This is a genomic window from Christiangramia fulva (assembly GCF_003024155.1).
Taxonomy (GTDB): domain Bacteria; phylum Bacteroidota; class Bacteroidia; order Flavobacteriales; family Flavobacteriaceae; genus Christiangramia; species Christiangramia fulva.
Genome location: NZ_CP028136.1, coordinates 2868080 through 2882047, shown reverse-complemented (window position 1 = coordinate 2882047; position 13968 = coordinate 2868080). Strand labels below are relative to the sequence as shown.

Sequence of the window (13968 nt, the reverse complement as noted above, 5' to 3'; positions counted from 1 at the left end):
TACAAGATTGAATTGTAAAACTACACTTTTGAAAACTTTTCCACCCAGCCAAGCAGCTTTTGTTTAAAGCCTGTATAGGGAGGTTGCAGAAAGTCGGAAGCTGCCAGGCGCCCCTGCTCCATCACCGCTCTTTTTTTGGAGAAGGTCTTGAAACCATCAAAACCATGGTAGTGACCCATGCCGCTATTACCCACTCCTCCAAAAGGCAATCGATGTTGCGCCAGGTGATAAATGGTATCATTTACAGTCACTCCGCCAGATTGGGTAAATTTAAGCAGATGTTTTATTCGTTTAGAATTATTGTCGAAATAATAAAGCGCAAGGGGCTTGTGATGATCGTTGATGTAATTAATAGCCTCCTCTACAGTTTCAAGATTAAGCACCGGTAAAATGGGACCAAAGATCTCTTCCTGCATGACCTTCATCTCATCGTTTACATTGAAAAGAAGTTTAGGCGTCAGGAGTTTATGCTCATCATTCCCTGAAATTTCTACTATTCTCGCGCCTTTATTTTTCGCGTCTTCAAGTAAAGATTTAAGCCTTTGGAAATGTTTTTCATTGATTATCGAAGTGAACTTACCCTCTTTTTTTAAATCGGGATACAAGGTATTCACGATACTTTTGGCGGTATTTTCAATCTCATCATTCAAACTATCTGGAGCGATAATATAATCTGGAGCGACACAGGTTTGTCCGCCATTGAAGAGCTTGCCATTAATAATTCTCTGCAGGGCAACTTTTAGCGGATAGGAAGGATGGATCACAGCCGGTGATTTCCCTCCCAGTTCCAGGGTTACCGGGGTAAGGTTGGGCGCCGCGGCCGCCATTATCTTCTTTCCGATATTCGAGGAGCCTGTAAAGAAAAGATGATCAAAAGGCAGGGAAGAAAAACCTTTTGCCATTTCGGCATCACCCGTAACGCAGTGGATGTATTCTTCAGGAAATGCTGAATTGATCATTTTTCGAATCACCTCAGCCGAAGCCGGAGCCATTTCAGAAGGTTTTATGATCGCGTGGTTTCCTGCGGCGATGGCATCGATTAAAGGTCCCAGAGTGAGCAGAATCTGGTAATTCCAGGCGCCCATGATTCCTACCGATCCCAGCGGCTGGTATTGGTAAAAGGCTTTTGCCGGAATCAAAAACCATGAAGATTTGACGCTCCTGGGTTTCATCCAGTTCTTAAGGTGACGCATGCTGTGCCTTATCTGATCCTGAAGCGGAAGGATTTCCAGTAACCGGGTTTCCTCCTCTGCCCTGCCGCCAAAATCCTTATTGATAGCCCTTATCAGAAGCGATTTATTTTCCTTCACAATATCAGAAAGGTTTTTAAGGCTTTCCATACGCTTCTCAAAAGAAGGCGGATCCTTCCGAAAAGCCGCTTTCTGTTTATTAAGAAGTTGAAGGAGTTCGCTTCTGTCCATTTTTAAGCAATTTTTATTGAATAAATTATTTTTTTCTGAAAACCCCAAAACTGAAATTCTGTTCGGCACCCCAGGGAGTTGTATGGTTAAGCTTCTGAAAACTGATCTTATCAAAATCCTTTTCGAAAAGCGCGCTCATTTCAGCTTCGGAATATCGGTGAACATTGATCCCGCTGCACTTTTCTGGTCCTTCATCAGAGAAGGTCCCCAGAATCACAAATCCGCCGCTTTTCAGGGAAGCTTTTAAATTTTCGAAATACTTGTTGATCTTTTCAGGTTCATTCAGAAAATGGAAAGCCGCGCGGTCATGCCATAATTCAAATTTATCTTCCTGCTTAAAATCTGTGACATCACTTACGATCCAGCTAACTTCATCCGCTTTCTTCCCCAGTCTTTTCTTCGCCCTTTCAATGGCTTTTTTAGAAATATCCAGCACACTCAAATCAGAATAACCAAGCTTCAGCAAATGGTCGCAAAGATGGCTGTCTCCACCCCCAATATCGATTACGGGAGCGTCATGTGATAAATTCAGGGTTTCGATAAGATTGAGCGAGGTTTCCGGTTTTTCCTGATACCAGCTGGTTTCCTCAAAATTCTTTGAAGAATATATCTTTTCCCAATGTGTTTTTAAATCTTCCATTTCAAAATATTTGAAAGTTCAGCAGTCTTTAATTAAATGATTTTATAACTGCATAAGTGAATTCGTGAACCGGTAAAATTTAAGAATTATAATAAGAAAAAATTATTTAATTTCTTCCCACCAGGTATATTGTGTAAACTTTTCATTAAGGCGATACATCTCTCCAATTTTTGGAATAACATACTTTTGTCCCATTTTTGAGCATGCACTGGTCACTCTTCTTACCGGTTCATCCCAGGGATGCGCTGACAGCACGAATTTCCCCCAATGGACCGGCATTAGAATCTTTGCGTTAAGATCCCTTGCCACCTGGGCGGTCTGTTCCGGCATCATATGTATTTGAGGCCAGTATTCATTATACTGACCGCATTCCAGCAACGCAAGGTCAAAATTTTCAAATTTTTCACCAATTTCTTTAAATGCTCTTGAATAACCCGAATCCCCTCCAAGATAAATTTTGAAACCATCTACTTCCAGAACAAAAGAAGACCAGAGCGTTTTAAAACGAGTTAATCCCCTGCCCGAAAAATGTCTCGAAGGTGTGGCGGTAATCTTTACATCTGTTGCTATTTCAGCAGATTGCCACCAGACGATTTCAGTAATTATTTCCGGGCGGTAACCCCAAAATTCAAGATGTGAGCCTACACCTAAAGAAGTGACCACTTTCTTCACCTTCGGTTTGAGTTCAACGATCGTTTGATAATCGAGGTGATCGTAATGATCATGGGTAAGGATGAGCAGATCGATCTCCGGCATATCATCGGGATTATATTCATCGGCTCCGTCAAAAGCCTTTCCGAAGAAAGAAAAAGGAGAAGCAAATCCGCTGAAAACCGGATCTACGAGAATATTCAAGTTTTTCGTTTTGATAAAATAGGAAGAATGGCCAAACCATACCACCGCGGGCTTTCCCGATTCAATTGCCGAGAGATTTGTTTTTTGGTGCGGTAATTCTTCGGAAGGTCTAACGCTGGAAGGACGGTTTTTCATCATCCTCAGCATTTTTACCATACTTACGCCATCAGGATTTATACTTGTTTCCTCTAAATTTTTAAATTCCCCGTCACGGTAAAGGGTTGTTTTTTGAATTCTCGCCTGTCTTTCGCCGGAAGGCAGCTTTCCAAATCTCTTGAGCATAATTTAATTTTTTGATTCTTCTTTTATGGAAAATTTTATCATATTAAAAGACTTCATTAAATGGAAAAGGCCGGGTAAAATAATTGCACCGCCAACAATAAGCGTTATTCCAAGAATATTTATCGAAGCTTCGGGTGCTATGCCCTGAAGCATATTCACATCGCCTTCGGCACTGATGATAAGGCTTGGGAAATGCGTGTTTACCGCGGCGAAGATCACGAGAAGTATCTGCGAGCCTGCGAGAATCCTTGCCAGCACCCGGCGTTCTTTCCTGATAGCTCTCCATAAAGGAATGAGCAGAACAGCCGATAGCAGGATCGCGGCTACGGAAAATGGATTTTCTACAAAATCTTTTACGAAGGCCATATCGGTTAGAAAACCATAAAGAAGCACCAGTCCGCCGAGGATCACCAGAACGATGGTGGCGATGGCCGATTTTCGGCTATAAATTTTTCGTGCCTCGCCTTCGGTTTCTCCAATCAGCAAAGTAGCTGCAAGAAAAGCACAAAGCGCGGCATAGAAAAAACCGGTTAGCAAAGTGAAAATATTCAGCCAGGGTAGCATGAAGATCTCTGCAAATCCATGTTGCGGACCGGGAGAAACAATGATCCTTCCGCTTACCAGAGCCCCAAAAGACATTCCGAGGAAAACAGGAGTAATAAGACTGGAAATACGAAACATGCGATTATACCAGATTTGGGATTCATCTACCACCGCATCGTAATGCCTGAAAATAAAAGCGACTCCGCGCATGGTAATTCCGAGTAAAATGAGCGTAATGGGTATATGCAGATAGGTAATGATAATATTAAAATACATTGGAAAAGCTATCCACAGGATCACGATCAGGATGATCAGCCAGATATGATTGGCTTCCCAAATAGGCCCCATCACCTTGTAAATAGTCTCGCGGTTAAGCTTTCGGTTTTCGGGAGAAGAAAACAACTCGACGATTCCCGCGCCAAAGTCGGCTCCTCCCAATAAAACGTACAGGAACAGTGAGAAAAATGTAAAAAATAAGACTACATACAACATGATCAACCAATTGAATTATTGAGCACTTTAATTTGGCGTTTCATGAGCCAGGTGACGGTAATCGCCAGACTCAGGTAAACAAGCACGTAGAGGTAGAAACTGTATTGAAGTCCCGGCATAGGGGTAACGGCTTCAGAAGTTCGCATCACCTCGTAAATGATCCAGGGCTGGCGACCTACTTCAGTCACTGTCCAGCCTGCTTCCAGGGCTAGGAATCCCAGGGGACTCAATATGGCAAAGAGCCACCAAAACCAACGATCATCGCGCCAGCTCTTTTTCTTCAGACTGATAAGAAACAGAATTCCCGACAGCATTAAAAGCGTTCCGATTCCCACCATGGTCTGAAAAGCGTAGTGCACGATGCTCACCGGCGGCAGTTCATCTTCCGGAAAAGCATTCAGTCCCTTAACTTCAGCATCAAAATCGCCAAAAGCCAGGAAGGATAATGCTCCCGGAATTTCAATTTTATGAGAAACAGATTTTTCCTCTTCATCCACAATTCCACCGATATATAGAGGAGCGCCCTTTTCGGTTTCATAATGCGCTTCCATGGCCGCCAGTTTCACCGGCTGCCGCTCGGCAACATCTTTGGCAGAAAGGTCCCCGCTTAAAGGCTGAAGGATTGCAGCGACCGCGCCAAAGAAAATAGAAATACGAAAAGCCTCCTTATGAAGTTCCGGTTTCTTATTCCGCCGGATCTGAAAGGCGTGAATTCCGGCCACCGCAAAACCCGTAGCGACAAAAGCTGCGAGGGTCATGTGCAGGGCCTGCGTAAACCAGGCTGCATTAAAAAAGGCTGCCACCGGATCGATATTGGTAAATTCACCATTCACCACGTCGAAACCTGATGGCGCATTCATCCACGCATTTGCCGAGACCACCAGAATCCCGGAAAGCACTCCGGAAATACCAATGATCACGCCCGTAAACCAGTGAAATTTTTCGGGAAGTTTATTCCAGCCATAGAGATAAAATCCAAGTGCAATGGCTTCCACAAAGAAGGCGGCGCCCTCAAGGGAAAAAGGCATCCCGATCACCGGGCCGGCATGCTTCATAAATTCAGGCCAAAGCAATCCAAGTTCAAAAGAAAGCGCTGTTCCCGATACCGCCCCGGTGACGAAAAAAATGGCCACTCCTTTTTGCCAGGCTTTGGTAAGTTGTAGATGAACCGGCTTTCGGGTTTTCAGCCATTTGTAGTGAGAAACGATCATAAAAAAAGGCATGACCATGCCTATACAAGCGAAAATAATATGAAAGCCCAGGGTAAAAGCCATTTGGAGCCTTGCATAGTCTATGTTTTCCATTCCCATAGCATTTTTCAGTTCATCAAAAATTGATGATGAATTTTTCGGCTCATAAATTTACGGAAAATCGAATGGGTTGCCTTGCTAAACACTTCATATTTCCCCGTTTTACTGAATATTTAACGCTTGCCCCTTCTTTCCGAAGCAACTAAAAAAAAGAAAAATATGAAACAGCGTATTGGAATAAAAAAACCGGGCAGTGAGATTTTTAACCATTCTAAGAATCATTTAACCCTTTGAATTTAGGAGATGATAACTTAAAAAGGATCATTTCACCGCAAATGCTTTGTTTTCCCTTTCCAGATCATCATCAAAGTCTCACTAACCCGGCAATTTTTATAGATATATATTTAGAAATTAATCCGGCAGGGGGGGATATCGCCGGCATCTTCAATTTACTACAATTTTAGCAGAAGAAGCTTATTTTCACTGTTTTTTAACCTGATATTTCGGTCCATATAATATAAATACCCATCACCAGCACAAACCATCCGAAGGCCTTTTTCAGTTTTTGCCCGTTAAAGAACCTGTTCAGATAAACTCCTAAAAAGATCCCGGCTATGGCAAGGGCCGTAAAAATCAGTAGAAATACCCAGTTAATATCCATATGACCCAGGTCGCCTAAAAAGCCAAGCAGTGAATTTATGGCGATAATAAGCAAGGAAGTTCCAACCGCTTTTTTCATGGGAAGGCCGGCCAGTAGTACTAAAATGGGAATTATTATGAACCCGCCACCGGCACCTACAAGTCCGGTTACCAGACCAGTTAAAATGCCTAACGGGGCCAGTAACCAGTAATTTCTTTCAGAGGGTTTTTGCGCTTTTTCAGTGATCTTTTTCTTATCAAGTATCATTGAAAAAGAAGCCATTATCATAAGCACCGCGAAAAATAACATGATGCCTATGTCTTTGGTCAAGGTAAAACCTGAAATACGAATGATTTTTTCAGGAATAGCCGGAACGATAAATTTACGGGTGCTGAAAACAGCAATTACCGCCGGTATAGCGAAAGCAAGCGCAGTTTTGAGGCCCACCTGCCCTTTCTGAAGGTTTTTCCCCGCGCCTACCAGGGCCGACGAACCGACCACAAAAAGCGAATATGCCGTAGCAGTAACCGGATTAACAGCTAAAAGATATACCAGCACGGGTACGGTTAAAATAGAACCGCCGCCGCCAATCAATCCCAACACCAAACCGATCATAAGCGCACCAACATATCCTAAAATTTGCATTATATCCATCCACTAATTTTAAACGGCACAAAAATACTTTTTGAAAAAGGCCATTGCAGTAACATGGGTTACATAGTTTTAAAGATCTTTAACCAAGATCTGGTTTCGTTGCAGGGAGATCTTACCCTGCATCTCGAGTTTTTTCAGAAGCCTTGAGATCACTACCCTGCTCGTGTGGAGATCATAGGCAATTTGCTGGTGCGTACTCTGGATTGCGGGATCGCCATTGATCTTTGCACGATCCTGCAGGTACCTCATTAGCCTTTCATCCATATTCATAAAAGCGATCGTATCTATGGTATCCAGCATTTCGCTAAGCCGGGAATGGTAGGATTCAAAGACAAAATTTCGCCAGCTTTTATATTTAGCCACCCATTCTTCCATTTTTTCAATAGGAATCATGACAAAAACCGTATCGGTTTCGGCCACTGCCCTGATCTCACTTTTAGTATCGCCCAGGCAGCAGGCGAGGGTCATGGCACAGGTGTCGCCCCTTTCAATAAAATACAACAAGAGTTCATCGCCGTTCTTATCTTCGCGCAAAATTTTAATGGCGCCGCTAATAAGCAAGGGGATACTTTTTACATAACTGCCTATTTCTATGATCTTCTCTCCCGCACGGGCTCTGCGCAGGCTACCGCTACCGGCAATTTCCTGGAGCAATTCGTCTTCAAATAAAAATCCGTATGCTTCCTTAAGTTCCTTGTACATATAAATAATTTGATGAATTAAAATTAGAAAGAATTTTCAAGAATAACTCCCACGGGGCTGGTAGGAATATCTGAAAACTCTTTACAGCAGTTTCAGAAGATTTTTTCCGACAGAAAATGAATGAATTTGTAGTTGTTGTACAACAATGGCAGAAATTTGATATTTTTACTATAAGATATTAATGATCAGTTTTTCTGAAACCAACAGCCAACCAAAACCAGCGATATGCAAACCATTCTCGGCTCTGGAGGGGCCATAGGCACTGAGCTTGCCAAAGCACTCGTCAACTATACCACCAATATCAGGCTGGTGAGCAGGCATCCCGAAAAAGTCAATGAAACCGACGAACTTTTTGAAGCCGACCTGGAAGATCCACAAGCTACTGATAAAGCCATTAAAAATTCAGAAATCGTTTACCTGTGCGTTGGTTTGCCATATAGTCTCCAGACCTGGAAAAAAAGCTGGCCGCGCATTATGAGCAATGTGATCACTTCCTGCATCAAACATAACTGTAAGCTGGTCTTTTTCGATAATATGTATATGTATGATAAGGATCACCTTAACGGAATGACGGAAGAAACCCCGGTAAACCCCTGCAGCCAGAAGGGAAAAGTTCGGGCAGAAATCGAGCAAATGCTGAAAGACAAAGCTAATGATGGATTGATCACGGCGATGATCGTGAGATCAGCCGATTTTTACGGTCCGTCAATTAAAGGAAGCAGCATACTTACCGAAACCGTTTTTAAACCTCTTAGCGAAGGAAAAAAAGCCAACTGGATGGGATCTACAAAATACAGGCATTCTTTTACTTATACCCCCGATGCGGGGAAAGCCACTGCCCTACTCGGGAATACTCCCGATGCCTATAATGAAATCTGGCATTTGCCTACGGCTCCCAATCCTTTTACAGGAAAAGAGTGGATTGAAAAGATCGCCAGAGCTATGGATAAAAAGCCGAGGTATATGGTCGCACCCAAATTTGTGATCAGGGTGATGGGAATTTTTAATCCGCTTATGGAAGAAATGCTTGAAATGATGTACCAGTATGACAGGGATTATGTTTTCAGCAGTAAAAAATTCGAAGATCGTTTCCATATCAAGCCTACACCCTATGAACAGGGAATAAAAGAGATCGTGGAGAAAGATTATTCAATCGGCGCGATGGTTTAGGATTTTTTCATTTTCAAAATTCAAGGAAATCGAGATCAATCATAATGAGATCACGGCTTTTAAATGTTACCGTCATTTAAGTAAATATCTATATTCCAATATTTACGGAAATTTTATTCCAGGCAACATTTTTTTCGACCTAACGAACTGTTTTTCAGTTATATTTGACTGAATTATCGCTATATGAAAAAAGTAAGTTTATTCCTGTTTCGGCATAAAAACAGGGAACAGATCGGCATCGATTTCAAATTCGACCTTCAAATAAAAGAAACTCTTAAGCAATTAGAGGCGGTGCGATGGACTAAAACCCACGGGTGTTTTTATGTTCCCGCGAATAGGAAAATCCTTCATGAACTATCAGAACATCTCCGCAAAAACCATATTATTATGAACCAGTCCCTGCTGGATTTTTCAAAAATTCCCGAAGAAAAGACAGTTGAGGTCAATAATGAAAAAATTGTGGGCTACCACAGGTACCTGAAGGGATTGCGACATAGTGAAAGTACCATTTGCACTTATATGTCTTTTACCGAAAAGTTCCTGAGATTCCACAATTTCAAAGAGGAATATTCTGAAACCGATGTAGCCCGATTTGTCGAGGCCGAAATTGCTGAAAAAAACTACTCTATTAGTACTCATAGGCAATGCATCAGCGCTCTGAAACATTATTTTGATCTTAGCGAAAATGCGGCTTTTGACACGACTCAGCTGAAAAGGCCCAAAAAAAGCAGTTATCTGCCCAGTGTTTTGAGCAAGGAAGAAATCCTGGATATTTTGCGGGTTACACGAAATTTAAAGCATCGCAGTGTGTTGGCGCTCATTTATTCTTCGGGTCTAAGAATTGGCGAGCTGATAAAACTTGAGCTAAAAGATATAGATGTTGACCGGCGGCAAATACAAATAAAACAGTCAAAAGGCAGGAAGGACCGTTATGTGATGCTAGCCGAAAGTTTTTTGCCACTTTTCTTTAATTATGTTCAAACCTATGAACCTAAGCGTTTTTTTGTGGAAGGGTACCAGGGAAGTCAATACTCTTCTTCGTCAATTCGTAGTTTTTTAAAAGAATCTTCAGCACGGGCGAAGATCAGGAAAAGAGTTACCCCACATACCTTAAGGCACAGTTTCGCTACACATATGCTGGAAAACGGAACAGATTTACGTTACATCCAGGCTTTACTGGGGCACGCAAAACCGGAAACCACGATGATCTACACCCATGTAACGCGTCATGACCTTACGAAAATTGAAAGCCCGTTAGACAGGAGTTTAAAAGATCTACTTGATAAAGGGGCTACGGATAATGGAAACCCAAACCTGCGTTTATCCCGAAACATTCTCGGATAATAATGTATATTTACGTGGATATAACGAGTTGGCAACCATTAAAATCAAAAGTCGTGAATCCAAAAAATTTTCAAAACCCACATAGTAAAGAAGTGATTGAAAACCTGAAGATTCCTGAAGGTACATTTTCATTTACATTTAGTGCAGATAAACTTTTCGAAAAGGATTTAGGAGGAATTATTTACGAAATAGTAGCTGGTGAAATATATTATAGACTTGAGAAAGACAATAATGTAAATTTAAAATATTACCGCTCTTCACCTGGTACAGGAACTAAAGTAGCGACAGTAAATATTTCAGATTTATCTTATTCCGAAGGCATAAGAATCTTTATGACCTGGAAGCCAGAAAACATAAGCTTACACATTACAAATACAACTGGTGATAAGAAAGTTTTGACGGGTGAAGGTGAAAATTCAAATAAAAAATTTAGAGTTGCACCAGATGGTGGAGTAATTCAAATTGGTGATGATAACGTTCAAACGATGGGGTTTGAAATGTATGTCGGAGGAAAACCATTTATTCAGCCGACAGCAAGAGATAATTGGCAAAGTAAAGTTGATGCAATAAATCTTCTATTCGATAGTAAGTCTAAAAGTGAAGAAAAAAGATGGGAATCCGTAATTACCAATATGGCCTTAGTAATTATGGTAACGGGTTTTGAAAGTTATTGTAAAACCAGATTTTTAGAGATGGAAAAGGAAGGAAAAACTTTAAATTTTTCTGATTTATTGAATTCATTTTCTACAAAACTTGAAAAAGAAAATAATATTGAAGAATATATAATTGAAAAAGCAAGAGAAAATAATGTATCTCCTTTAAAATATATTGTAGATAAGAAAAGAATTGATTTTCAAAATTTCAAAAGGTGCAATACAGCTTTTAAAAAAGGATATAATATTTCCTTTTTTGAAAATTTAAATATTCCAACTGAAAAAATTGATTTAATAAAAGAGGTAATAAAATACAGACATAGAATTGTGCATTACTCAATGTACGAAGCTTCATTTAATATGGAAGATCATAGTGCAGATCCAATTTTTGTACAAGTTCAATTTGGAAGAAAATGTCTTTCCGCATTTGAAGATTTTGTTATTGAACTTCACAACAAAACCTTTTAGAATTAACGGTTGCCAACAACGGTTCATCGCCAATAAGCGGTACCGTTAGAAAGAAAATAATTAACTTGACCAACAAACCAATAATAAGCCGACAAATCCGCGTTCCCTACTCCGCCAACTGGCGATAACCGAGACCGTTATATGCAATTTTTAAGAAAAATATGACAAATATTTACTGGCCTGTATACAAGAACATAGAGTCAGAATTGGCTAAATTAACCTATGATATACATATTGATGATAATCAAATAAATGTTTATTCCTCTAAAATTTCAGATCTGATTTTAAGGTCTGCAGCAGAAATAGAATCCATTGCCAAAGAACTTTATAAAAAGAATGGAGGAGTCAAAGAGAATAACATATTATTTGACAAAGACTGTATCAAGCATTTAAATCAAATATGGAAATTAGAAGATAAAGTTATTATTATAAGTTCTTCTTCTTGTTTCCAATCTCAAAAGATCATCAAACCATTTATAAAAAAAGAGAAAAATTTTAGAAATAAGTTAACCTATAGTTGGAATAATGCATATCAAAATTTAAAACATAATAGATATGAATCTTTACATTTTGGATCATTAAAATACTTATTTGATATTCTAGCAGCTCTATTCATTTTAAACTTATACTTTAAAGAAGAAGTTTTCGAAATAACACAAAATTCAAATGTTCCTGAAAATATGGGTTCAGAAATTTTTTCCATTAAAGTTCATAAATGGCGTAGTTATGATGCTCAAGGAGTGTATGGTAAAAATGAAGATTTTGATGAATGCATTTATTTAACAAAGAGAACGGACGAATCTCTCAAGAAAATGATTGAAGCCACTCAAGCAATGTTCAAAGAACAACAAGAAATGTTTTTAAAACATCCAAAAACTTTGGAATTTGTGAGAAGTGGTAAATTAAAAGATTATGAGGGTAATAATTTAATGTGGGACATTCTAGATGAGAATGAATATTGGAATATCATTAATATAACTTCAAAAAAACATATTCTAGATTCAAAAGATAGAGAAATGGAAGGTGTGCTTAACAAAAACTGCATATAACAACGGTTCATCGCCAATAAGCGGCACCGTTAGAAAGAAAATAATTAACTTGACCAACAAACCAATACTAAGCCGACAAATCCGCGTACCTTATTCCGCCAACTGGCGATAACCGAGACCGTTAGCTTGCATAAATTTTGTTAGCAGTAAAGAACATAAAATTGTATCTTTCCGATTATAAATAATTTGAGTTATGTTGACCAAAACAACTTTAAAACAACAGATTGAAAGTTTTCCAGAGCAATTTTCAATTGACCAACTGGTCGAACGTTTGATCTTAATTGAAAAAATTGAGAATGGAAATAAACAATCTGAAAAAGGAGAAATAATTTCTGAATCTGACTTAAATAATGAGATTGACAAATGGTTCGAATAAATTGGACTATTCAAGCAAAAAATGATCTACAAGATATTGCTGAATATATTTCAAAAGATTCCAAAAAGTATGCTAAACTTCAAGTTTTAAGAATAACAACTCGAACTAGAATATTAAAATCTCAAATCTATTCAGGGAAAATTACAGAAGAAATTAATCAACAAAATATTCGAGAACTGATTGAAGGAAATTACCGGATAATTTATAAAATAATTGATCCAGAAAGAATTGATATTCTTACTGTACATCATTCTGCTCGCGATTTATATAGGAGAAAGATCTGATAACTTACGCAAGCTAACAGCGCATAATCGCAATTGTGCCCATTTGAATTAAAACAATACGCTCATTCACCAGGAACGATACTACTAAACTGACAAATTCGTATATTCACTACCACAACGGACGATTATACGCAACCGTTAGGTATAATTTTTCAACTTGTGAAAGTTACCAATTTTGGGTATATTTGAAAAAAGATGAAAAATGAATAAAAACACGTCCATATCATTAGGTGATTACTTTGACCAATTTGTTAGAAGTAGAATAAATGAAGGCAGATACAAAAATGTTAGCGAAGTCATTCGCGCTGGATTAAGATTATTAGAAGAAGAAGAAAGTAAAGTTGCTGCATTGAAAAATGCAATTCAAGAAGGAATTGATAGTGGAATTGATTACAATTTCGATCCAAAAAAACATCTTGAATCTTTAAAATCAAATAAACGACTGAATGGCTAAATATTATTTAACCAAAAAGGCAGTCGCTGATTTAGCTAATATTTGGGATTATACACTAGAAAAATGGTCAGAACAACAAGCTGACATTTACTATCAAAATCTGATTGAAAGTTTTGAGGAAATAACTCAAAAACCATTCTTGGGAAAAAACTATGAAGGAATTACTTCTGGATTACTCGGATTAAGAGTAAAAAAACATATTATATTTTATCGCGAGATTTCTATAGATGAGATTGAAATCACAAGAATATTACACGGAAGTATGGATTTAAAAAGAAGGATTCGAGAATAAAAAACTACACCTAACAGCGGTTCATCGCAAATAACGGGTATTGCAGAAAATGTGTAATTTTAGAAACCAGGAAAGAAAATAGTTAATCTGACAAGTCCGCGTTCCTACTCCCGCAACTTGCGATAACCGCAAACCGTTGTAAAAAATTGCGCCGACCAGAAAACAGAAAGATCAAGTTGGAGCATAAAGTTCTCGTTTTCCTGTCAGGCGAAATTCGATAAATCTGAAAGCTCTTTGGTAAACTGAATGTTCGGAAAAAAGTCCAACTGAAAAATCCTGCTGAAATAGAATTTGAAAAAGAGTCTGTAAAAACAGAGATTTTCAAGATTTAGAAAAATGGATTAAAAATCCTCCAATTTCTACCTTTACTGAACAACAAAATTCCATTGAAAAGTTAGT

At 38.9% G+C, this 13968-nt stretch carries 15 protein-coding genes; 8 read left to right on the top strand and 7 right to left on the bottom strand.

Annotated features, from left to right (window positions below; translation table 11 throughout):
- Positions 1–20 precede the first annotated feature (20 nt).
- From C7S20_RS12820 to C7S20_RS12790, 7 genes are all read right to left on the bottom strand, one after another.
- Positions 21–1421, bottom strand: a complete 1401-nt coding sequence (locus C7S20_RS12820; protein ID WP_159039932.1) for a coniferyl aldehyde dehydrogenase — start codon at positions 1419–1421, stop codon at positions 21–23.
- Positions 1422–1446: 25 nt separating this feature from the next.
- Positions 1447–2061: a class I SAM-dependent methyltransferase gene (locus C7S20_RS12815; protein WP_107012838.1), complete on the bottom strand. Its 615-nt coding sequence runs from the start codon at positions 2059–2061 to the stop codon at positions 1447–1449.
- Positions 2062–2163: 102 nt separating this feature from the next.
- Positions 2164–3198, bottom strand: a complete 1035-nt coding sequence (locus tag C7S20_RS12810; protein ID WP_107012837.1) for an MBL fold metallo-hydrolase — start codon at positions 3196–3198, stop codon at positions 2164–2166.
- Positions 3199–3201: 3 nt separating this feature from the next.
- Positions 3202–4233, bottom strand: coding sequence for a cytochrome d ubiquinol oxidase subunit II (locus tag C7S20_RS12805; RefSeq protein WP_107012836.1), 1032 nt, complete (start codon positions 4231–4233; stop codon positions 3202–3204).
- A 2-nt stretch (positions 4234–4235) separates the two neighbouring features.
- Entirely contained in the window at positions 4236–5537 is a 1302-nt protein-coding gene (locus C7S20_RS12800) for a cytochrome ubiquinol oxidase subunit I (protein WP_107014232.1), read from the bottom strand.
- Positions 5538–5973: 436 nt separating this feature from the next.
- Positions 5974–6777: a sulfite exporter TauE/SafE family protein gene (locus tag C7S20_RS12795; RefSeq protein ID WP_107012835.1), complete on the bottom strand. Its 804-nt coding sequence runs from the start codon at positions 6775–6777 to the stop codon at positions 5974–5976.
- A gap of 69 nt (positions 6778–6846) precedes the next feature.
- The gene (locus tag C7S20_RS12790) at positions 6847–7479 is read right to left on the bottom strand and encodes a Crp/Fnr family transcriptional regulator (protein ID WP_107012834.1); all 633 of its coding nucleotides are present in this window, start codon (positions 7477–7479) and stop codon (positions 6847–6849) included.
- Positions 7480–7704: 225 nt separating this feature from the next.
- Between C7S20_RS12790 and C7S20_RS12785 the strand changes: the two genes are divergently transcribed.
- From C7S20_RS12785 to C7S20_RS12750, 8 genes are all read left to right on the top strand, one after another.
- Positions 7705–8649 (top strand): NAD-dependent epimerase/dehydratase family protein, encoded by a 945-nt coding sequence (locus tag C7S20_RS12785; protein ID WP_107012833.1) that lies wholly within the window; start codon positions 7705–7707, stop codon positions 8647–8649.
- A gap of 183 nt (positions 8650–8832) precedes the next feature.
- A complete protein-coding gene (locus C7S20_RS12780; protein ID WP_107012832.1) occupies positions 8833–9993 on the top strand; it encodes a tyrosine-type recombinase/integrase in 1161 nt (386 codons plus the stop codon).
- A 53-nt stretch (positions 9994–10046) separates the two neighbouring features.
- Complete coding sequence (locus tag C7S20_RS12775) at positions 10047–11114, top strand: HEPN domain-containing protein (protein WP_159039931.1); 1068 nt, start codon at positions 10047–10049, stop codon at positions 11112–11114.
- A 161-nt stretch (positions 11115–11275) separates the two neighbouring features.
- Positions 11276–12163, top strand: coding sequence for a hypothetical protein (locus tag C7S20_RS12770; RefSeq protein ID WP_107012830.1), 888 nt, complete (start codon positions 11276–11278; stop codon positions 12161–12163).
- Between the two features lie 193 nt (positions 12164–12356).
- On the top strand, positions 12357–12539 hold the full coding sequence (locus tag C7S20_RS12765) for a hypothetical protein (protein WP_107012829.1): 183 nt from the start codon (positions 12357–12359) through the stop codon (positions 12537–12539).
- Positions 12527–12823 (top strand): type II toxin-antitoxin system RelE/ParE family toxin, encoded by a 297-nt coding sequence (locus tag C7S20_RS12760; RefSeq protein WP_107012828.1) that lies wholly within the window; start codon positions 12527–12529, stop codon positions 12821–12823. Before C7S20_RS12765 ends, C7S20_RS12760 begins: the two co-directional genes overlap by 13 nt.
- A 202-nt stretch (positions 12824–13025) precedes the next feature.
- Positions 13026–13277, top strand: a complete 252-nt coding sequence (locus tag C7S20_RS12755) for a type II toxin-antitoxin system ParD family antitoxin (RefSeq protein ID WP_107012827.1) — start codon at positions 13026–13028, stop codon at positions 13275–13277.
- Positions 13270–13569: a type II toxin-antitoxin system RelE/ParE family toxin gene (locus tag C7S20_RS12750; RefSeq protein WP_107012826.1), complete on the top strand. Its 300-nt coding sequence runs from the start codon at positions 13270–13272 to the stop codon at positions 13567–13569. The genes C7S20_RS12755 and C7S20_RS12750 overlap by 8 nt, the downstream gene beginning before the upstream one ends.
- The last annotated feature ends 399 nt before the right edge of the window (positions 13570–13968 follow it).